The organism is Azonexus sp. (assembly GCF_041909095.1).
Classification (GTDB): domain Bacteria; phylum Pseudomonadota; class Gammaproteobacteria; order Burkholderiales; family Rhodocyclaceae; genus Azonexus.
On sequence record NZ_JAYREB010000001.1, the window covers coordinates 860,647 to 881,816 of the forward strand.

Annotated in this window: 17 protein-coding genes; 13 read left to right on the top strand and 4 right to left on the bottom strand. The window is 67.0% G+C overall.

Going from position 1 to position 21,170, the window contains the following annotated elements; translation table 11 throughout:
• Window positions 1-8 precede the first annotated feature (8 nt).
• The 6 genes from hypB (at window position 9) to hypE (ending at window position 7,177) form a co-directional block, all read left to right on the top strand.
• Window positions 9-1,073, top strand: coding sequence for a hydrogenase nickel incorporation protein HypB (gene hypB / locus ACE3OV_RS04185; protein WP_374325334.1), 1,065 nt, complete (start codon window positions 9-11; stop codon window positions 1,071-1,073).
• Window positions 1,070-3,565 carry a carbamoyltransferase HypF gene (locus tag ACE3OV_RS04190; RefSeq protein WP_374325336.1) on the top strand — a complete coding sequence of 832 codons (2,496 nt, stop codon included), beginning with the start codon at window positions 1,070-1,072 and terminating at the stop codon, window positions 3,563-3,565. Before hypB ends, ACE3OV_RS04190 begins: the two co-directional genes overlap by 4 nt.
• A complete protein-coding gene (gene hybE / locus ACE3OV_RS04195; protein ID WP_374325338.1) occupies window positions 3,562-4,059 on the top strand; it encodes a [NiFe]-hydrogenase assembly chaperone HybE in 498 nt (165 codons plus the stop codon). The genes ACE3OV_RS04190 and hybE overlap by 4 nt, the downstream gene beginning before the upstream one ends.
• 21 nt (window positions 4,060-4,080) lie before the next feature.
• Window positions 4,081-4,329 carry a HypC/HybG/HupF family hydrogenase formation chaperone gene (locus ACE3OV_RS04200; RefSeq protein WP_341744018.1) on the top strand — a complete coding sequence of 83 codons (249 nt, stop codon included), beginning with the start codon at window positions 4,081-4,083 and terminating at the stop codon, window positions 4,327-4,329.
• Window positions 4,329-5,453, top strand: coding sequence for a hydrogenase formation protein HypD (gene hypD / locus ACE3OV_RS04205; RefSeq protein ID WP_374325341.1), 1,125 nt, complete (start codon window positions 4,329-4,331; stop codon window positions 5,451-5,453). Before ACE3OV_RS04200 ends, hypD begins: the two co-directional genes overlap by 1 nt.
• 671 nt (window positions 5,454-6,124) lie before the next feature.
• Window positions 6,125-7,177: a hydrogenase expression/formation protein HypE gene (hypE, locus tag ACE3OV_RS04210; protein ID WP_374325343.1), complete on the top strand. Its 1,053-nt coding sequence runs from the start codon at window positions 6,125-6,127 to the stop codon at window positions 7,175-7,177.
• 9 nt (window positions 7,178-7,186) lie between these two features.
• On the opposite strand, the gene ACE3OV_RS04215 is transcribed toward hypE, so the two are convergent.
• Window positions 7,187-7,393 carry a hypothetical protein gene (locus ACE3OV_RS04215; protein ID WP_374325345.1) on the bottom strand — a complete coding sequence of 69 codons (207 nt, stop codon included), beginning with the start codon at window positions 7,391-7,393 and terminating at the stop codon, window positions 7,187-7,189.
• Window positions 7,394-7,537: 144 nt separating this feature from the next.
• Between ACE3OV_RS04215 and ACE3OV_RS04220 the strand changes: the two genes are divergently transcribed.
• From ACE3OV_RS04220 to ACE3OV_RS04235, 4 genes are read left to right on the top strand one after another with little or no spacing between them, the layout of a single operon-like run.
• On the top strand, window positions 7,538-9,235 hold the full coding sequence (locus ACE3OV_RS04220; RefSeq protein WP_374325347.1) for an enoyl-CoA hydratase-related protein: 1,698 nt from the start codon (window positions 7,538-7,540) through the stop codon (window positions 9,233-9,235).
• A complete protein-coding gene (locus ACE3OV_RS04225; protein ID WP_374325348.1) occupies window positions 9,232-10,716 on the top strand; it encodes a sigma-54-dependent transcriptional regulator in 1,485 nt (494 codons plus the stop codon). The genes ACE3OV_RS04220 and ACE3OV_RS04225 overlap by 4 nt, the downstream gene beginning before the upstream one ends.
• Window positions 10,713-11,708, top strand: a complete 996-nt coding sequence (locus tag ACE3OV_RS04230; RefSeq protein ID WP_374325350.1) for a HupU protein — start codon at window positions 10,713-10,715, stop codon at window positions 11,706-11,708. The genes ACE3OV_RS04225 and ACE3OV_RS04230 overlap by 4 nt, the downstream gene beginning before the upstream one ends.
• Window positions 11,705-13,126: a nickel-dependent hydrogenase large subunit gene (locus tag ACE3OV_RS04235; protein WP_374325351.1), complete on the top strand. Its 1,422-nt coding sequence runs from the start codon at window positions 11,705-11,707 to the stop codon at window positions 13,124-13,126. Before ACE3OV_RS04230 ends, ACE3OV_RS04235 begins: the two co-directional genes overlap by 4 nt.
• 35 nt (window positions 13,127-13,161) lie before the next feature.
• On the opposite strand, the gene ACE3OV_RS04240 is transcribed toward ACE3OV_RS04235, so the two are convergent.
• On the bottom strand, window positions 13,162-14,373 hold the full coding sequence (locus ACE3OV_RS04240; protein ID WP_374325354.1) for a hypothetical protein: 1,212 nt from the start codon (window positions 14,371-14,373) through the stop codon (window positions 13,162-13,164).
• Between the two features lie 324 nt (window positions 14,374-14,697).
• Between ACE3OV_RS04240 and speG the strand changes: the two genes are divergently transcribed.
• Window positions 14,698-15,219, top strand: a complete 522-nt coding sequence (speG, locus tag ACE3OV_RS04245; RefSeq protein WP_374325356.1) for a spermidine N1-acetyltransferase — start codon at window positions 14,698-14,700, stop codon at window positions 15,217-15,219.
• Window positions 15,220-15,228: 9 nt separating this feature from the next.
• Here speG and ACE3OV_RS04250 read toward each other — a convergent pair whose 3' ends face one another.
• Together ACE3OV_RS04250 and ACE3OV_RS04255 are read right to left on the bottom strand one after the other, a co-directional pair.
• Window positions 15,229-18,171, bottom strand: a complete 2,943-nt coding sequence (locus tag ACE3OV_RS04250) for a PAS domain S-box protein (protein ID WP_374325358.1) — start codon at window positions 18,169-18,171, stop codon at window positions 15,229-15,231.
• A 116-nt stretch (window positions 18,172-18,287) separates the two neighbouring features.
• A complete protein-coding gene (locus ACE3OV_RS04255) occupies window positions 18,288-19,253 on the bottom strand; it encodes an AAA family ATPase (protein WP_374325360.1) in 966 nt (321 codons plus the stop codon).
• A 152-nt stretch (window positions 19,254-19,405) separates the two neighbouring features.
• Between ACE3OV_RS04255 and nikR the strand changes: the two genes are divergently transcribed.
• Together nikR and ACE3OV_RS04265 are read left to right on the top strand one after the other, a co-directional pair.
• On the top strand, window positions 19,406-19,870 hold the full coding sequence (nikR, locus tag ACE3OV_RS04260; RefSeq protein WP_374325362.1) for a nickel-responsive transcriptional regulator NikR: 465 nt from the start codon (window positions 19,406-19,408) through the stop codon (window positions 19,868-19,870).
• Window positions 19,845-21,170 carry an ATP-binding protein gene (locus ACE3OV_RS04265; protein ID WP_374325364.1) on the top strand — a complete coding sequence of 442 codons (1,326 nt, stop codon included), beginning with the start codon at window positions 19,845-19,847 and terminating at the stop codon, window positions 21,168-21,170. The genes nikR and ACE3OV_RS04265 overlap by 26 nt, the downstream gene beginning before the upstream one ends.

Below are 21,170 nucleotides of genomic sequence, written 5' to 3' on the forward strand. Positions count from 1 at the left end.
GGACAGGAATGTGTACAGTTTGCGGCTGCGGTGACGGCGAAGTGAAAATCGAAGGCGGGGCGCACGCGCACCGTCATGTCCATGCCGACGGAACGGTGCATGAACACGGCCACGCGCACGATCACGAGCATGCGCACAGCCACGACGGCGAGATCGCCGACGCCCACGGCCACCCGCACACGCACGCCGACGGCACGACGCATGTGCATGAGCACGTCCATCACGGCGAGCACACCCACGACCACGGTCATGCGCACAGTCACGAGCACGACCACCATCACCACCACGGCGACCTCGACTACGGCAGCGGCCCGGCGCGCGCCCACGTGCCCGGCATGAGCCAGGCGCGCATGGTGCAGATCGAGCGCGACATCCTCTCGAAGAACGACGGCTACGCTGCCAGGAACCGCGCCTGGTTCGACGAGCACGGCGTCTTCGCGCTCAACCTGGTGTCCAGCCCCGGTTCGGGCAAGACGACGCTGCTGGTCAAGACCATCGAGGCGCTGCAGGCGCGGCTGGCCATCGCCGTCGTCGAAGGCGACCAGCAGACCACCAACGACGCCGAGCGCATCCGCGCCACCGGCGCCCCGGCGCTACAGATCAACACCGGCAAGGGCTGCCACCTCGACGCGCACATGGTCGGCCACGCCATGGAACGCCTGCAGCCGGCCGACGGCTCGCTGTTCCTCATCGAGAACGTCGGCAACCTCGTCTGCCCGGCCGCCTTCGACCTCGGCGAGCAGCACAAGGTGGCAATCCTCTCGGTCACCGAGGGCGAGGACAAGCCGCTCAAGTACCCGGACATGTTCGCCGCCGCCGACGTGATGCTGCTCAACAAGTGCGACCTGCTGCCCTACCTGCAGTTCGACGCCGACCTCGCCGAAACCAACGCCCGCCGCGTCAATCCCAGGCTGACCGTGTTCCGCGTCTCGGCCACCACGGGCGAGGGCATGGCCGACTGGCTGGCCTGGATCGAAGCCGGTGTCGCCGCCCAGCGCGCCCGCCTGGTCGACAATGTCGCCGCGCTGAAGGCGCGCATCGCCGACCTGGAGCGACAACTGGCGGCAAAGTGAGCGCTCGCCTGCTGCACATTCGCGGCCTCGTCCAGGGCGTCGGTTTCCGCCCCTACGTCTGGCGGCTGGCTGGTGAACTCGGCATCGCCGGCTGGGTGCGCAACGACGGCGCCGGCGTCACGCTGCTCGCCGCCGGCGCGCGACTGGACGATTTCCTCGCCCGCCTGCCGCGCGAAATCCCGCCGCTCGCCCGCATCGACGCCATCGACAGCGCGGCCAGCGACGAGCGCCCGGCGCCCGGCTTCGTCATCCGCGACAGCGTCGCCGGCGCGGTGCGCACCGCCATCGGCCCCGATGCGGCGATCTGCCCGGACTGCATCGCCGACCTCTGCGACCTGAGCGGCCGCCGCTGGCGCTACGCCTTCACCACCTGCACCCACTGCGGCCCGCGCTATACCGTCAGCGCCGGCATTCCCTACGACCGCGCCCGTACCAGCCTGGCCGCTTTCCCGCTGTGCGCGCCGTGCACGAGCGAATACACCGATCCCGCCGACCGCCGCTTCCACGCCGAAACCACCTGCTGTCCGGATTGCGGCCCGCAGTTGCGGCTGCTCGACGGAACGGGTAGCGATCTAGCGCCCGACTCCAGGAACCCGGAAATAGGTGGCACGCCGCCATCCGCCGCGTTAGCCGACCCCACATCCGGCCTCGCATCCGACCCGATATCGGCCACGCTCGCCCTGCTGCGCGCCGGCCGCATCGTCGCGATCAAGGGCCTGGGCGGCTTCCACCTCGCCTGCGATGCGCGCAACCCGGCGGCCATCGCAGAACTGCGCCGGCGCAAGGCGCGCGAGGCCAAGCCCTTCGCGGTGATGGGCCTCAACCCCGCCGCACTCGCCGCCTACGCGCAGTTCGGCGATGGCGAACGGGCGCTGTTCGCCGACCTCGCCGCGCCCATCGTTCTCTGCCGCAAGGGCGGCGAGGAACTGGCCGGCGTCGCCCCCGGCCTGCCCTGGCTCGGCGTCATGCGCCCGGCAACGCCCTTGCACCTGCTGCTCTGGCACGAAGCCGCCGGCCGTCCCGCCGGCACAGACTGGCTCGCCGAACCCAGTGAGCTGCTGCTGGTGATGACCAGCGCCAACCCGCAGGGCGAACCGCTGGTCACCGGCAACGCCGAAGCGCTGCAACGGCTGAACGGCATCGCCGACGCCTTTCTTGTGCACGACCGCGATATCGTTGTCCGCTGCGACGATTCGGTGGTGCGCGCGGTGTTTCCGGCACCGACCGGCGCTGACGACACGCCAGCAGAGCCGCCGCCAAAAAACCCGGCGGTTGGCGCCAAGCTTCCCGGCGTAGCGCCAAGCACCGTGCCGCCCGGCTCACCGGCAGCAGCAGGCCATTCGGGCTTTGCGCCGGCCTTCCTGCGCCGGGCTCGCGGTTACGTGCCGCTGCCGATTCCGCTCGCCGACGACGGCCCGCCGGTACTGGCGCTCGGCGCTCACCTGAAGAACGCCGTCTGCGTGCTGCGCGGGCGCGAGGCCTTCGTCTCGCAGCACATCGGCAGCCTCGACAACGCGGCGACGCTGGCTTTCCTGGAAGAAACCGTCGCCCATCTGCTCGCCGTGCTCGACGTCAAACCGGCGCTGATCGCCCACGATTTACATCCGGATTACGCGTCGACCGCGCTGGCCCTGCGTCTGGCCGGCGAACTCGGCCTGCCGGCACTCGCCGTCGGCCATCATCATGCGCATATTGGCGCGATCTGCGCCGAACATGGCGTCAACGGCCCGCTGCTCGGGCTGGCGCTCGACGGCGTCGGCCTCGGTCCCGACGGCAGCGCCTGGGGCGGCGAACTGTTGCGCGTCGACGGCGCCACCTGCCGCCGCCTCGGCCATCTGCGCCCACTGGCGCTACCCGGCGGCGACCGCGCGGCGCGCGAGCCGTGGCGGATGGCGATTGCCGCGCTGCACGGTGCCGGCCTCGGCGACCAGATCGCCGGCTGGCTGGCACAGACCTGGCCGGAACGCGAGGCCGGCCCGCTGCTCACGCTGCTCGACCGCCAACTGCGCTGCCCGCCGACCTCCAGCCTCGGCCGCTGGTTCGACGCCGCCGCCGGCCTGCTCGGCGTGCGCGACGTTTCGCGCTACGAAGGGCAGGCGGCGATGGAACTCGAAGGCCGGGCGGCGGCGCACGGCCCGGTCGAACCCTTGGCCGACGGCTGGCGGATAGCCGGCGAGGTGCTCGACTTCTCGCCGCTGCTGCCGGCGCTGCTCGACTGCACGGATGCCGGACAAGGCGCCGCGCTGTTCCACGCCACCGTCGCCGCTGGCCTTGCCGAGTGGGCGATGTTTGCGGTCGACCGCGAAAAACTTGCGAAAATGGCGGTCGGCGGCGGCTGCACGGCGAACGCGATCCTCCTCGACGCGCTGCGCCGCCGTTTGACAGCGGCCGGCATCGAAGTCCTCGAAGCGCGCGCCGTCCCCGCCGGCGACGGCGGCCTGGCGCTGGGCCAGGCCTGGATCGCGCGGCGAATGCACGGAGACAACGCATGAACGCACCAGCCAGCGCCGCCATCCACACCGACAACCCGGCGCCGCGCGTGCTCGCCCGCTACCGGCGCTGGCAGGTAGCGCTGAGCGGCGGTCATCCCGGCCTCTCGGTCGACATCGCCGGTTTCCGGCGCTATCGCGGCGACTGGATCGGCGCCGTCGTCACCCCGTGGTTCATCCATCTGCTGCTGCTCCCCGGCGGCGGCGAACTGTGGCGCGAACTGCCGGTCGAACAGACCCTGCGCGTCGGCTTCCCGGCCGGCGATCTCGACCTGATCAGCGAACGCAGCGACGACGCCGACCTGCCGGCGAGCTTCTTCGTCCCCATCCTGGCGCCGGTCGACGAACTCGCCGACCAGGACGCCGCATTGCGCACCGCGATGGACGCGCTGCACCTGCTTTTCGAACCGCCGGCCGCCGCGCCGACGCCCACGAACCCCGAGCCGCAACCGGTCGACCGGCGCGGCTTCTTCCGCCGCCTGGCCGGGCGCGGTTGAACTCCCCCGAAAGGAAGCCCCATGTGTCTCGCGATTCCCGCCCAGGTCGTCGAACTGCGTGACGGCGACAACGCCGTCGTCGATCTTGCCGGCGTGCGCAAGGAAATCTCGCTGTCGCTGGTCGAAGGCGTCGCCGTCGGCGACTACGTCATCGTCCATGTCGGCTTTGCGCTGAACAAGCTCGACCCGGAAGAAGCCGAGCAGACGCTCAAGCTCTTCGCCGAAATGGGCCAGTTGACCGCCGATGGCGACGGACTGACGCTGCACTGATGAAGTACATAGCCGAATTCCGCGACGGCGAGGTGGCGCAGAAGATCGCCGCCAGCATCCGCGCCGAGGCCGACCCGAACCGCGATTACCATTTCATGGAATTCTGCGGCGGCCACACCCACGCCATCTCGCGCTACGGCGTCTCCGACCTGCTGCCGGCCAACGTGCGCATGATCCACGGCCCCGGCTGCCCTGTCTGTGTGTTGCCGATCGGCCGCGTCGACCAGGCCATTCGCCTGGCCCTCGACGAGGGTGTGACGCTGTGCACCTACGGCGACTGCCTGCGCGTGCCGGCCTCCGACAGCCTGTCGCTGCTCAAAGCCAAGGCCCGGGGCGGCGACATCCGCATGGTCTATTCGAGCGCCGACGCCGTGACATTAGCGCAGAAGAACCCGGACAAACAGGTCGTCTTCTTCGCCATCGGCTTCGAAACGACGACGCCGCCCACGGCGGTGGCGATCAAGCAGGCAGCGGCGCTCGGCCTGAAGAATTTCTCGGTGCTCTGCTGCCACGTGCTGACGCCGTCGGCGATTTCCAGCATCCTCGAATCGCCGGAGGTGCGCCAGTGGGGCACCGTGCCGCTCGACGGCTTCGTCGGCCCGGCGCACGTGTCGACGATCATCGGCAGCCGCCCCTACGAATTCTTCGCCGAGGAATACCGAAAGCCGGTAGTCATCGCCGGGTTTGAGCCGCTCGACGTGATGCAGGCGATCCGCATGCTGATTCGCCAAGTGAACGACGGCCGCGCTGAAGTCGAAAACGAGTTCTCGCGCGCCGTCGACCGTGACGGCAACCTGAAAGCGCAGGCCTTGGTCGCCGAGGTCTTCGAGATGCGCAAGCACTTCGAATGGCGGGGTTTGAATGTTTTGCCGTACTCGGCCTTGCGCATTCGCGGTGCGTTCGCCGAATTTGACGCGGAGAAGCGCTTTCAGGTTCGCTATACATCCGTGGCGGATCACAAGGCCTGTGAATGCGGAGCGATTTTGCGCGGGGTGAAGCGGCCGCAGGACTGCAAGATCTTCGGGACGGTTTGTACGCCGGAGAATCCGGTGGGGTCGTGCATGGTGTCGTCGGAGGGGGCTTGTGCGGCGCATTACACTTATGGGCGGTATAAGGATGTTTGATGCGCTGGCTTCCGCTGCCGCCCTGCCGACGTCCTGCTGTTCTGATGCGCAGCTTTCCGCGCCTGACGCGCGGGCGTACTTTCTTTTTTATGGAAAAAAGAAAGTAGCCAAAGGCGGGGTGTATCGCTGCCGAAGGCAAAAAGCCACCCCCAGGTCGGCGCCGGGCTACGCCCGGTCCCTTGCGCTACTCGGCGCGCCGGGCGGCTGCGGAACTCGGCCCTGCGGGCCTCAGACAGTCCTCGCCGACTTCCCCCGGCACGCCTGCGTTGCTCAGCGCCTCTCAGGGGGGCCCCGAAAACCAGCGGTATGCGACGGCTTACGGTTGAAAGAGCGTTGTGCTTTCAGCAGCGATCGGTTTGCCGGGCCCCTTGGGAGGCGCCGAGCAACGCAGGCGTTGGCGGAAAAAGGGCGAGCACTGTCTGAGGGGCGCAGCCCCGAGTTGCGCAGCCCCCGCCAACGACGAGTAGCGCAGGGTACCCGCGCAGCGGGCGCCGACCTAGGGGTGGCCTTCTTTTTGGCTACTTTTTCTTGGCCAAACAAGAAAAAGTACGCCCGCGCGTCAGGCGCGGAACACAGCGTTAACAAAACCAAAGCCGCCCGCCGGAAACCGCGGAAATCAACGGACCACCCCCGGTGAGCGCCCCAAAAAACCCACAGCCAAACTCAAAACCATGAGCACCTCCCGTAAACCCTACATCCGCCCCCTCGACCTAAAACACGGCCAGGTCGATATGGCCCATGGTTCCGGCGGCCGGGCGATGGCGCAGCTGATCGACGAACTTTTCGCCCGCCACCTCGGCAACGAATACCTCGGTCAGGGCGACGACGGCGCCGTGCTACCGCTGCCGGGCGACGGCCGGCTGGTGATGGCGACCGACGCCCACGTCGTCTCGCCGCTGTTCTTTCCGGGCGGCGACATCGGCTGCCTGTCGGTGCATGGCACGGTCAACGACGTCGCGGTGATGGGCGCCAAGCCGCTTTACCTGGCGGCCAGTTTCATCCTCGAAGAAGGCTTTCCGCTCGGCGATCTCGCCCGCATAGTGCAGAGCATGGCGGCGGCGGCGAGTGCCGCCGGCGTGCCGGTGGTGACCGGCGATACCAAGGTGGTCGAGCGTGGCAAGGGCGACGGGGTGTTCATCACCACCACCGGCGTCGGTGTCGTGCCGCCGGGGCGCGAGCTGTCCGGGCGGCAGGCGCGGCCGGGCGATGTCATCCTGGTTTCCGGCACGCTGGGCGACCATGGCATGGCGATCATGGCCGAACGCGAGAGCCTCGGCTTCGAATCACCGATCGTTTCCGACACGGCGGCGCTGCACGGGCTGATCGAAACGCTGCTGGCGACGGGCGCCGACCTGCGCGTGCTGCGCGACCCGACGCGCGGCGGGCTGGCCACGACACTGAACGAGATCGCCCGCCAGTCGGGCGTCGGCATGATGCTGCAGGAAAAGGCGCTGCCGGTGAAGCCGGCGGTCAATGCGGCTTGCGAACTGCTCGGGCTGGACCCGCTTTATGTGGCCAACGAAGGGAAACTGATCGCGATCTGCGCAGCGGCGGATGCCGCAACATTGTTAAACGTCATGCGCCTGCACCCTCTGGGCAGGGATGCCGCGATCATCGGCGAGGTGCACGCAGACGATCACCATTTTGTCCAGATGACCACCGCTTTCGGTGGCCGCCGCATCGTGGACTGGCTGTCCGGCGAGCAACTGCCAAGAATCTGCTGAGGCAGGAATTCAGTGTCGTTCGGCGATCATCAGGCTGCTGACATCATCGACTTCGAGCATCACCAACTCGCGGGCATCGGCCAGATTGTCGGCGTTGCGTACGTAGAACAGTTCGCGTCTACCGTCGAGGTAACGGACGGCCGCGATGTATTCGACGGTCTTGCGGGCGACGGGCCGGGTCCGGGGACGAGACTGTTTCCGTTGTGTAGCAACCATAATGACAAGCTCCCTGTAACATTTTTTCGCATCCTAACCAAAGCCAATGCACTGAAAAATAGCGCGAAAGTCATAAAGCTAGCGTTTTGATTCCTGCTCACCGCGGCAAACCCGCGCCAGCAAACCATCCATGACAAAAACATGATGAATAAAAATTCTTGCAGCATTCGCGCATTATTCGTTACGCATAGTTTTAATAGCCTGACGCAACGCCTTTTCAGCGAACTGACTGCGCGCGACCACGAAATCAGCATCGAACTGGACATCGCCGATTCGGTCACCGAGGAAGCCGTCGCCCGTTTCCGTCCCGATCTGATGCTGGCGCCCTTCCTGAAACGGGCGATTCCCGAATCGGTGTGGTCGACCGTGCCCTGCCTCATCGTCCATCCGGGCATTCCCGGCGACCGCGGTCCGGCCGCGCTCGACTGGGCGATCCAGCGCGGCGAGGCGCGCTGGGGCGTTACCGTGCTGCAGGCCGAGGCGGAAATGGATGCCGGCCCGGTGTGGGCCTCGGCGGAGTTCGCCATGCGCCCGGCGAGCAAGGGCTCGCTCTACCGCAACGAGGTCACCGAAGCGGCGGTGCGCGCCGTATTGCTTGCGGTCGAGCGTTTCGCCGCCGGCAATTTCCAGCCGCAGCGCGTGCCCGGTGTGGCGCATCCAGCGATCCGCCAGGCCGACCGCAAGATCGACTGGACGACGCAATCGACCGCCGACGTCCTCGCTAGGCTGCGCGCCGCCGACGGTTTCCCCGGCGTCGCCGACGAACTGTTCGGCGAGCCTTGCCATCTGTTCGACGCCTGGCCGGAAGGGCAGCTACGCGGTACGCCGGGGACGCTGCTGGCGCGCCGCGAGACGGCATTGTGCCGGGCGACCGCCGACGGTGCGGTATGGATCGGCCACGTCAAGAAACGAGGCGGGATCAAGCTGCCGACCAGCGTCGCCTTCCCGGAAGCGGCTGAGTTGCCCGAGGCGCCTCTGACCGGCTGGTGGCACGCCGATTACCCGACCTGGCAGGACATCGCCTGGCGCGAGGCCGACGGTGTCGGTTTCCTGTCCTTTCGCTTCTACAACGGGGCGATGGGTACGGAACAGTGTCGCCGGCTGGCCGAGGCTTTCCGCTGGGCGACGACGCGGCCAGTGCGGGTGATCGTCCTCGACGGCGGCAGCGATTTCTGGTCGAACGGCATCCACCTCAACCTGATCGAGGCCGCCGACAGCCCGGCCGATGAATCCTGGGCCAACATCAACGCCATCGACGACCTGGCCGAGGCCATCCTGCGCTGCGAGACGCAGTTGACCGTCGCCGCCGTCGGCGGCAACGCCGGGGCCGGCGGCTGTTTCCTGGCACGCGCCTGCGATCAGGTCTGGGTGCGCGACGGCGTCGTCCTCAACCCGCACTACAAGAACATGGGCAACCTCTACGGTTCCGAGTTCTGGACCTACCTCCTGCCGCCGCGCGTCGGCGCCGACGGCGCCCGGGCGATCATGCAGCACCGCCTGCCGATGCCTGCCGCTGAAGCGGTCGCCAGCGGCTTCTACGATGCCTGCCTGCCTTCGCCCGGCTTTGCCGTCGATGTCGCGCGGCGGGCGCTGGAAATGGCGCAGGCGCCGGATTTCGCCACGCAACTGGCGAACAAGGCGGCACGGCGCGCCGCCGACGAGGCGGTGAAGCCGCTGGCGCAGTACCGGGAAGAGGAGCTGGCGGCGATGCGGCGCAATTTTTACGGCTTCGATCCGGCCTACCACGTCGCGCGTTATCATTTCGTCCATAAGAGCCCGCATTCGTGGACGCCGCGCCATCTCGCCCGGCACCGCGATCTCGACTGGAACATCCCCGCATGAATTCACCCGTGTTGCGCCGCCTGCCTGCCGTCCTCGTCGTCGACGACGAGCTGCGCTCGCAGGAAGCGTTGCGCCGCACGCTGGAAGAGGATTTCGAGGTGTTCTGCGCGTCCAGCGCCGCCGAAGGCTGGGAAATCCTGGAGATGGAAGAAGCCACCGCCGGCATCCGCGTCGTCCTCTGCGACCAGCGCATGCCCGGCACCACCGGCGTCCAGTTCCTCAAGGAAGTCCGCCAACGCTGGCCGGACATGGTGCGCATCATCCTTTCCGGCTACACCGACGCCGAGGACATCATCAGCGGTGTGAACGAAGCCGGTATCTGGCAATACCTGCTCAAGCCCTGGCAGCCCGAGCAGTTGCTGCTGACGCTGCAGCGCGCTTCGGAACTCTGGCGCCTGCAGCAGGAAAACCAACGCCTATCGCTCGACCTGCGCACCGCCGAACCGACGCTGCGCCGCCGGGTCGAAGGCAAGCAGGAAAAGCTGCGCAGCGCCTTCGGGCTGGCCGGCCTGGTACGTACCGAGGGCAGCCCGATCGAGCCGGTCTGCGCGCTGGTCGCGCGCATCGCGCCCTACGACCTGTCGGTGATGGTCACCGGCGAATCCGGCACCGGCAAGGAAATGGTCGCCCGCGCCATCCACTACGAGAGCAGCCGCGCCGACAAGCCTTTCATCACCGAGAACTGCGGCGCCGTCCCCGACACCCTGCTCGAATCCGAGCTCTTCGGCTACAAGCGCGGTGCCTTCACCGGCGCCGTCGACGACCGCATCGGCCTGTTCCAGCAGGCCGACGGCGGCACGCTCTTCCTCGACGAGATCGGCGAAACCAGCCCGGCCTTCCAGGTCAAGCTGCTGCGCGCCCTGCAGGAAGGCGAGTTCCGTCCGCTCGGCAGCAACAAGGTGGTCTCGGTCGATGTGCGGGTGATCGCCGCCACCAACCGCGACCTCGAAGAAGACGTCCGTACCGGCCGCTTCCGCGAGGACCTCTATTACCGGCTGGCGACCATCCCGGTGCATGTGCCGCCGCTGCGCCAGCGGCCGATGGACCTGCCGCTGCTCGCCGCCCGCCTGCTCGAACAGAGCTGCGCGACGCTAGGCAAGCGCGTGCGCGGTTTCGCCGACGCAACGCTGGCCCGGCTCGCCGCCTACGCCTGGCCGGGCAACGTGCGCGAACTGCAGAACGAGATCCTGCGCCTGGTGGCGCTTGCCGACGACGACCTGCTCGGCCCTGAATTGCTCTCGCCGCGCCTGTTGCACGGGCCGACAGTGCCGGCGCCGGCAGCCACGGCGTGGACCGAGGACGTCGCCGGCAACCTGCGCGAACGCATGGACCAGCTCGAACGCCGCGTGCTGCTGGCGGCAATGCAGCGCCACCACGGCAACAAGTCGCGCGCTGCCAACGAACTCGGCCTGTCGCGCGTCGGCCTGCGTGCCAAGCTGGTCCGCCACGGCATCGCCGACGACGGGAGCGGCGACGAATGAAAGTGCTCTGGCTGCAAAGCGGCGGCTGCGGCGGCTGCACCCAGTCGCTGCTCTGCCACGAGCCACGCCCGCTGTTCGACGAGCTGCGCGGCGCCGGCATCGAGTTCGTCTGGCATCCGGCGCTGTCGGAAGCCAGCGGCGAGGAAGCGCTGGCCATCCTCGACGACTGCGCCGCCGGTCGCCGCGATTTCGACGTCCTCTGCATCGAAGGCGCCATGCTGCGCGGCCCCAACGGCAGCGGCAAATTCCACCTGATGGCCGGCAGCGGCCGGCCGCTGACCGAATGGGTGCAGCGCCTCGCCGAACGCGCCAAATGGGTGTTCGCGATTGGCTCCTGCTCCGCCTGGGGCGGCTTTTCGGCGAATACGCCGGGCAATCCGCTGGAAGCCTGCGGCCTGCAGTACGACACAGACACGCCGGGCGGCCTGCTCGGCAAGACCTTCCGCTCGGCCGGCGGCCTGCCGGTGGTCAATCTCGCCGGCTGTCCGACGCATCCGGGCTGGATCGTCGATACCCTGGAAAAGCTGGCGCTCGAAGGGCTGAGCGCCGCCGATCTCGACGAGCTCGGCCGCCCGCTGCTCTACGCCGAGCAACTGGTGCACCACGGCTGTCCACGCAACGAGTTCTACGAATTCAAGGCGAGCGCCGAAAAACACTCCGACCTCGGCTGCATGATGGAAAACCTCGGCTGCAAGGGCACCCAGGCGCACGCCGACTGCAACACGCGGCCGTGGAACGGCGCCGGCTCCTGCCTGAAAGGCGGCTACGCCTGCATCGCCTGCACCGAGCCGGGCTTCGAATCGCCCGGCCACGCCTTCCAGGAAACGCCCAAGCTGGCCGGCATCCCGATCGGCCTGCCGGCCGACATGCCGAAGGCCTGGTTCGTCGCGCTCGCCGCGCTGTCCAAGTCGGCGACGCCGAAACGGGTGCGCGACAACGCCGTCGTCGACCACACCGTGGTCCGTCCGGGCGTCAAGAAGGGCGGCAAGTGAAGCGGATCCAGGTCGGCCCCTTCAACCGCGTCGAGGGCGACCTCGAGATCGGCCTCGACGTCGACGCCGGCCGGGTCGTCGCCGCGCGCGTCAATTCGCCGCTGTTCCGCGGTTTCGAGCAGGTCCTGGTCGGTCGCCATCCGGCCGACGCGCTGGCCGTCGTGCCGCGCATCTGCGGCATCTGCTCGGTCGCCCAGTCGGCCGCCGCCGCCAACGCGCTGAGCCGGCTGGCCGGCGTCGCGCCGCCGCCGAACGGCGAACTCGCCGGCCGCCTGGTGCTGGCGGCCGAGAACCTGGCCGACCACCTGACCCATTTCTACCTCTTCTTCATGCCGGATTTCTGCCGTCCGGCCTATGGCGACCGGCCCTGGCACGCCGCCACCGCCGAACGCTTCACGGCGCAGACCGGCAGCGCCGTCGCCCCCTGGCTGCAAGCGCGCGCCCGCTTGTTCAACCTGGCCGGTTTCCTCGCCGGCCGCTGGCCGCACACGCTGGCGCTGCAGGCCGGCGGCAGCACCAAGGCGATCGGCGCCGGCGAGCGCATCCGCATCCAGGCGCTGCTGCGCGAATTCCGCGCCTTCGTCGAGGAGCGACTGCTCGGCGACCGCCTCGAAGCCTTCGCCGCGCTACCCGACGCCGACGCCCTGCAGGCCTGGGCCGCTGCTCGCAACAGCGACGCCGCGCTGTTCCTGCGCGCCGCCGCCGACCTCGGCCTCGATGCCATCGGTCGCGGTAGCGAGCGCTTCCTTTCCTACGGCGCCTACGAACTGTTCCCGGCCGGCGTCTGGCAGCCCGGCGGTGAAGCATCCGCCCTCGATACCGGCAGGATCGCCGAAGATGTCAGCCACACCTGGCTCTACGGCGACGCGCCGCTGCCGCCGGCGCAGGGCGAAACCCGCGTCGAAGCCGACAAGGCCGGCGCCTACACCTGGTGCAAGGCGCCGCGCTACGGCGGCGAAGTCGTCGAGACCGGCGCGCTCGCCCGCCAGCTAGTCGCCGGCCAGCCGCTGCTGCACTCGCTGGTCGCCCGCCACGGCGGCAACGTCGTCGCCCGCATCGTCGCCCGCCTGATCGAAGTCGCCCGCGTCCTGCCGGCGATGGAGGACTGGCTGCGCGCCATCGAACCCGGTGCCCCCTTCTGCCTGCCGGCGCCACTGCCCGACAGCGGCCACGCCGTCGGCCTGGTCGAAGCCGCGCGCGGCAGCCTCGGCCACTGGCTGAGCGTCCGGCGTGGACGCATCGAGCGCTACCAGATCATCGCCCCAACCACCTGGAACTTCTCCCCGCGCGACGCCGCCGGCACCCCCGGCGCCCTCGAACAGGCCCTGGTCGGCCTGCCCGCCGGCGACGACGCTCCACCGACCGTGCAGCACGTGGTGCGCAGCTTCGATCCGTGCATGGTGTGTACGGTGCATTAGGTGTAAATCGTTGATTGTTGTTTGATTACGTCAAATTATTTTTTGCTTCGTAATCCCGAACGACTGGCAGATTGTCCTGCAAGCGCGAGATTCGGTGGTTCGGGATAGATCTGTTTCAAGTAGTAATCCCGAAGCAGTTCGTCATCAAAGGCATAGCTTCCGCGCGCTGACTGCCAGACCAATTCCCGGACCTGCAGTGCTTTGATTGCACCCTGTATCGTCGAGCTTTTCGGCTCCGATCCAAGCACCTTCTGGTAAGCCTCCATGGCCTTGGCGCCATACGGTTCGTAATTTGGCGTCAAACGAGCGATCGCGTCCAGTACCGCCTTCTGCGGCGGCGTCAGGCGTGCATAGGAATTCGAGAATTCGTCCCAGGCAGCCTTCTGCAATTTTTCGGCGCCGGTGGTAACCATTTCCGCGAGGCCATCCGGCCCCAGGCAGTTGGCAACCGCCTCCGAAACGGCCGCTCTGAACTTCTCGGGGCGACAGCCGACCAGTTCGAAGGCCTTTTTCATGGCGTCCAGGTGGAATTGGTGCGCAGTGTTGAACTGTCGGTTGAAGTCTTTCGCGTAGGCTTCCACGAACTTGTCGTCGAGCAATGGGAAGCGCGTGATCTCAGCGCCATAGAAGGCCTGTTTCCGGTGCGCAACCATGAACGTCAGTTTGTCCCTGCTGGACCCTGTCATCACGAGAAGCAAGCGAATTCCCTTGCCGGCTTCCTGGTTGAGTTCGTCGCGCGCAGCTTTGAGGGCGAAGAGGGCTTTTTCCCCTTCAGGGCTCGTCAGGGCATGCTGGGCTTCATCGATCACCAGCATGATCGGTTTCAGCAATTTCTCCCAAAGCTTTTTGAGTGCGGCGCCGATGCTGATTCCGCCTTGGGTCTTGCCGTCGCCGATGTCGATCATTGTCCCGGCCGCCCCCACTTTTGAGATACCCACCGCCCGCAATACGCGTTTGGCCGCAGGAGCGTGGTTGTCGAGTTCGACCGCAATCGCTTCCGCTATCAGTTCGGCCGGGTTGCGAGCCTTGTCTGCCCAGAGGTCGACGTATATCGGAAGCCAATCCAGGTTTTCCGCTTCGGGAACCAGGTCTTGGCGGAGAAAAGTGGATTTGCCGGTCCGCCGGGGAGCTGCAAGAAACAGGCCGCTTGTCGCATTGTTGGCGGGACTGCGACCCGAGAGGATCCGGCAGTATTCCTCTGCCAGCTCCTTGCGGTGGTAGATGAATTGCGAATTCAGGATGGTCATTGGAACCCCCGATTACGTTGAATTATTTTTGACGACGTAATTTACCATGCAAGAAATAATTGTTCGTGAAAACCCACACGTAATCCGCGGAAGGCTCCGCATTTCGCGCTTGGCAGGCCGTTTTGTTCAGGAAACCTGAAGCTAACCCATTGTTTCGTAGTCTCCTGAACTGGGCGTTTTTGCCGTGCCCGTGAGACCCTGCAAAGGCACTCAAACCCACCTCCCTGGGCGGAAAACGACATCCGGCCGGGCTGCGCATGGTGTGTACGGTCCACCGAGCCTGCAGCGTAGAATCCGGGAGGTCTTCCACCACCTGGAGCCCCCATGCCGGAATCCCTGATCCTGCGCCCGCTGGAGCGCGAAGACCTGCGCTTCGTCCATGAGCTGGACAACAACGAGACGGTCATGCACTACTGGTTCGAGGAGCCTTACGAGGCTTTCGTCGAACTGGCCGATCTCTACGACCGCCACATCCACGACCAGAGCGAGCGCCGCTTCATCGCCGAAGTCGGCGGCGAGCGGGTCGGCCTGGTCGAACTGGTCGAGATCAACCATATCCACCGCCGTGCCGAGTTCCAGATCATCATCGCGCCATCCCACCAGGGCAAGGGTTACGCCACGCTCGCCACGCAACTGGCAATGGATTACGCCTTCACCGTGCTCAACCTGTACAAGCTCTACCTGATCGTCGATTGCGACAACGAGCGGGCGACCCGCGTCTATCAGAAGCTCGGTTTCTGCGAGGAAGGGCGGCTGCGCCACGAGTTCTTCGTCGGCGGCGAGTATCGCGACGTGCTGCGGATGGCGATCTTCCAGCCGGAATACCTGCGCGCCCGCGGCAAGTAAAGGCCCGGCCTAAGGCTGGGCGCGCTGCGCCAGCCACTGCTGCAGCTTGGCCAGCAGTTCGTCCGGCGCCACCGGCTTGGCAATGAAATCGTCCATGCCGGCGGCCAGGCATTGTTCCCGGTCCTCGGCAAAGGCGTTGGCGGTCATGGCGATGATCGGCATGGCGCCGCGCGCGCCGAGCGCGCGGATCGCCCGCGTCGCGTCGAGGCCATTCATCTTCGGCATCTGCAGGTCCATCAGGATCAGCGCGTAATCGTCTTTGGCAACGGCGGCGACGGCGGCTTCGCCATCTTCGGCAAGGCTGATGTCGAGCTGACTGTCCTCGAGAATCTGCAGCGTGATTTCGCGATTGACCGGCTCGTCATCGACCAGCAACAAGCGCTGGCCGGCAAAGAGCGGCGTGGCGCCGGCATCGCCCTGGCGGCTGCAGCGGGCGCTGCTTGCGCCGGCCAGGCGCAGCCGCACCGTCATCCAGAAGCGGCTGCCGACGCCGGGCTGGGTTTCGACGCCGGTGGTGCCGCCCATCATTTCGGCAATCTTGCGGGTGATCGCCAGGCCCAGCCCGGTGCCGCCATAACGTCGGGTCAGCGAGTTGTCGGCCTGCTCGAAAGCCTGGAACAGGCGGGGCAGGTCGCTTGCGGCGATGCCGATGCCGGTATCGCTGACGGAGAAACGCAGCAGCATGCTCTCCGGTGTTTGTTCGAGCACTTCGACCGCGATGGCGATCGCCCCCTGATCGGTGAACTTGACCGCGTTGGCCAGGAAATTGAGCAAGGCCTGCTGCAGACGGACCGGGTCACCGAGAAAAGCCGGCAGATCGGCAGGCACCTCGCTGTGCACGACCAAGCCCTTTTCCGCTGCCTTGCCCTGCATGATGGAAAGAAGATTGGCGACCAGCGAACGGACGTCGAGGCTGATCTCATCGAGGGCGAACTTGCCGGCCTCGATCTTCGACAGGTCGAGCACCGCGTTGATGATGTCGAGCAGGTGATGACTGGCCGCTTCCAGCTTGTCCAGGCGATCGCACTGCCGCGCGTCGAGGCCGCTCTTGCGCAGCATGTAGGCCATGCCGGTGATGGCGTTGAGCGGTGTCCGGATTTCGTGCGACATGTTGGCCAGGAAGGAGCTCTTGGCGACGTTGGCGGCCTCGGCTGCCTCCTTGGCCTGGCGCAGGTCCTGGGTGCGCTGCTCGACCAGTTGTTCGAGTTGCTGGTGGTGCAGTGCCAGCACCTCGGCCGCTGCCTTTTCCCGGGTGATGTCGTAGCAGAAACCGATGAAGCCGAGGAAGTTGCCCTTGCTGTCGTAGCGCGGGTTGCCGTCGTCGCGGATCCAGCGGTATTCGCCGCTGTGGTGACGCAAGCGGTATTCCATCGAGAACGCCTGGCGGCGATCGAAATGGCCAACGTAGATCTCCAGGCAGCGTGCGAAATCGTCGGCATGCACGCCTTCCGCCCAGCCGTTGCCGAGTTCCTGGCGCAGGGCGCGGCCGGTGAATTCGAGCCAGGGCTGGTTGAAGTAATCGCAGCCCTTGTCCAGTCCGGAAGTCCAGATCAGCGCCGAGCCGCCGTCGGCCAGGGTGCGGAAGTATTGTTCGCTCTCGCGCAACGCCGCTTCGGCCAGCTTGCGCTCGTTGATGTCGGCGATCACGCCGACCAGCCCCTGCAGGCTGCCATCCGGCGCCAGCAGGCGGCGGCCGGTGAGATGCCCCCAGAACTGCGTGCGGTCGCTGCGCCAGTAGAGCCGTTCGAGGTCAACCGCGTCGGTCTGGCTGGCCAGCAGGGCGAGCATCCGGCCCCGACCCAGCTCGCGCTCGCTGGGATCGATCAGCGAAACGTACTCGGCGCCGCAAAGCTCGCCCAGGGAAACGCCAAACATGTCGGCCATCCGCTGGTTGGCACGGGTGATGCGGCCGGCCGGGTCGACCAGGAAGATGGCGACGCTAGAAGCCTGGTAAATCTGCTCGAGCAGCGCCTCGTTAGCTTGCAGCTTGCGCGTGTCGGCCTCGTGGCGGCGCCAGGAGCGCCAGACCAGCCAGCCGGCAAACAAGGTGACCGCGGCAAAGACGGCGAGCAGGGAAACCGTCTTCCAGACCTCCCGCCACCACGGCTCGAGATAGTCCTCGGGCGCCATGCCGACGGTGAGCAGGGCCGGCATGTTGCGGATGCGCTGAAAGGCATAGGTCCGCGCATAGCCGTCCGGGGCCTGCGGGGTGTGGAAATACCCCGCTTCGGTGCCGCTGTCGAACAGCGCCCTGAATTCCGGCGACACCCCCTTGTTGCCGGTTTCTCCCGCCTTGCCGGCGACCGGCGGGTAGCGGGTGATGAGAGCGAAGTCGAGGCCGCGGATCACGGCCGACCCGTGCGGGCCGAGATTGAGCCTGGAGAGCAGGTTCTGGTACCAGGCAATCGGCACGGCCGCCGTGACGACACCGCCAAAGCGGCCGTCGGGCAGGTAGTAAGGGCGGCTGAAGGCGACCAGTGGCCGCGCCTCGAGGCGACCGGCGAGCGGCGAGGAAATGACCAGCGCCGACGTCGCCGACTGCTGGTGCTGCTTGAAGAAGTCCCGGTCGCCAAAGGAGACGCCGGCCCCCGGCTTGCCACCCCAGCGCACGCCCCCCAGGGGGTCGGTGACGCGCATCGCATCGACCGAATCCATGCGCGCCGCCTGGCGGCGCAGCAAGGCCTCCAGTTCGGCACCGTCCAGGCTGCCGCGGCGCAATTCGTGCTCCAGATAATCAACCACGTTGAGCAGCCCGAGATCGATGCGGTGAACCGATTCGGCGAGATTGCTCTCAAGCAGGCGGGCGATGTTGGCGGTATTGCCACGCACCGCTTCTAACTTGTGCTGGTAACTGTCGAGCAGGTTCAGCGCGCCCAGCGTGATCACCAACGCATTGATCAGCAGGATGCCGGCCAGCAACCAGCCCGCCAGCGGCAGGCGGGTGGCGGGCACGGCAGGCCGGCTGACGGAATGCTTGCTAGGCGACACGAGACCCCCCTGAGTCCTTGCTCTTCAGCGTCTCAGGTTACTCCTCTCCGGCATGCCGCGCCAGCCGCGGCGGGCGCGCACTAAAATCCGATCTTGCGCGTGCGCCCGCTGCGTGCCTGCTCGAAATCGCCGGCTTCCAGCCAACTGCGGCCGGCCAGTTTGGCGGTGCCGAAAGCGGCCAGCAGACGCTTCTTCATGTCGCGTGGCGGCAGGCTGGCCAGCCGTTCGAGCACCTCGTCTTCGGCCTGCGCCGGGAAACCCCAGTCGTGTTCGGCGATGCAGTCGCGGTACAGCGTCCGGGCAATGGCCAGCGAGGCGTCGGCGTCGGGACGCGGCACTTCGTAGACGTTCATCCGGTTGAGGATCGGTTCGGGAATGCCGCGTTCGTCGTTGGCCGTCGTCACCCAGAGGATGTGCGAGGCGTCGATGTCGATATCGACGAACTCGTCCTTGAAGGCCTTCGCCGTGTCGTGTTCGAGCAGGCTGTAGAGGGCGCCCATCGGGTCGTAGCGGGAATCGCCGCCGGCCTTGTCGATCTCGTCGAGCACCACGATGGGGTTGGCGTAGTCGCCATGCACCAAGGTGTGCGCCACCTTGCCCGGGCGGGCGTTGTTCCACCGCGCCGAGGCGCCGGACAGCACCCAGCCGGCGGTGAGCGAACTCATCGACACGAATTCGTGGCCGGTCCCCAGGCGGGCCGCCAGTTCGCGGGCGAAGTGGGTCTTGCCGATGCCCGGCTCGCCGAGCAGCAGGATGGGGGTGAAATGCATCGGTTCGTTGCCGGCGACCGATAGCGCCAGGTATTTGCGCAGGTCGTCGACGACCTCGCCGAAGTTCGGGCAGCTATCGTAGAGCTCGTCGAGCATGTCGGTGCCGCTCGGCCGGATCAGGAAACGGCCGCCGCCGCGCTGCTTCATCTTCTCGTAGAGGGCGGCCAGCGCTTCGTTGCGGTTGCCGGCGGCGTCCTCGAGGGCGCGGTCGATCGCCGCGACGTCGTAGATGGTGCGCTCTTCGGCGACGGTGAGACGGATGTCGGTGCTTGCCATGATGACTTCCTCCTGACGCGACTGCAGTTGACTGCCTTAACGGGTGGACGATGGCCGGGGTTGAATCCGGCCACCCCGGTTTCAACAAGCATTTCCCGTTCCAGCCGGTTTGGGAAATAATGCGTTGCATCGCCCCCGACCGCAGGAACGCCATGGAACGCTTCACCATTTCGCTCGATGAATCGCTGGCCCGCCAGTTCGACGAACTGATCGCCGCCCGCGGCTACGTCAACCGCTCGGAAGCGGTGCGCGACCTGATCCGCGGCGCCATCGAGCACGACCGCCAGCAGGGCGAGCCGACCGGCCAGTGCGTCGCCAACCTGTCCTACGTGTACAACCACCACGAACGCGAACTGAGCGAGCGCCTGACCGGCCTGCAGCACGACCACCACGACCTGACCGTGGCGGCGATGCACGCCCACCTCGACCACAACCATTGTCTGGAATCCGTCATTCTCAAAGGATCGACCGCCGCTGTCCGACAATTCGCCGACGCCATGATCGCCGAGCGCGGCGTGCGCCACGGCAAGCTCAACGTGATCGCCCTCGAGGCCGAATACCACCACGCCCACGACGCGCAGGGCAGCGACCATGTCCACTACCATCCCACCCGCTGACCCGCTGCTCGCCGCCACCGGCGAGCAGGCCTGGATCGAGGTGATCCAGAAGATGGACGAGGTGTACAACGACCTCCTGCAGTACGAAGTGGCGCTCGAGGAAAAGAACGCCGCGCTCGAGGAATCGCACCAGTTCATCGAAAGCGTGCTGGCGGCGATGTCGGACATCCTCATCGTCTGCGACCGCAACGGCAGCATCGTCGAGGTCAACCCGGCGCTCTGCCACCTCGCCGGCCGCTCCTCGGAGGAACTGGTCAGCACGCCGGTGTTCAACCTCTTCGCCGACGAAACGGAGCAGGCCAAGGCGCGCGATGCCTTCGCGCGTTACGCCCGCGACGGCCTGCACGACTGCGAGTTCTTCCTGCGCGCCAGCGACGGTTCGACGGTGCCGGTGTCGATGAACTGCACGCCGCGCGTCTCGCAGACCGGCAAGCTGATGGGCGTCGTCGTCACCGGCCGGCCGGTCGGCGACCTGCGCAAGGCCTACCAGGCGCTGCGTCAGGCGCACGAAGACCTGAAGCGGACGCAAGGGCAACTGCTGCACGCCGAGAAGATGGTGTCGCTGGGCCGCCTGGTCGCCGGCGTCGCCCACGAACTGAACAATCCGATCAGCTTCGTCCTCGGCAACGTGCTTTCGCTGCAGCGCTACGCGACCCGCCTCGGCCGCTACCTCGACGCCGTGCACGACAGCGGCGCCGGTGAGCACGACGGCCTGCCGGCGCTGCGCGACGAGTTGCGCATCGACCGCATCCTGGCCGACATGCCCAACCTGATCGACGGCATGATCGAAGGCGCCGAACGCACCCGCGACATCGTCGACGCACTGAAGCGTTTCTCGGCGGTGGACAAGGCGGCGCCGGAAGAAGTCGATCTCAACGAAGTGATCGAGCGCTCGGTGCGCTGGGTGACGCGCAGCGGTCCGGGGCTGTTCGCGGTCGATCTCGACCTGCCGCCGGCCATGCGTTGCCGCGGCTCGTCGGGACAACTGCAGCAAGTGGTGATGAACCTGGTGCAGAACGCCTGCGACGCCACCGCCGAGCGCGCCGACGCCAGCCTGCGCATCAGCGGCGAGATCGCCGAACAGCAGATCGTCCTGCGTTTCGCCGACAACGGGCCGGGGATACCGGAGACGAACCTGGCGCACATCTTCGAACCCTTCTTCACGACCAAGCCGGTCGGCCAGGGCACCGGCCTCGGCCTGTCGATCAGCTACGGCATCGTCGAACGCCACGGCGGCAGCCTGAGCGCTGGCAACCGCTCGCAGGGGGGTGCCGAATTCGTCCTGCGCCTGCCACTCTGA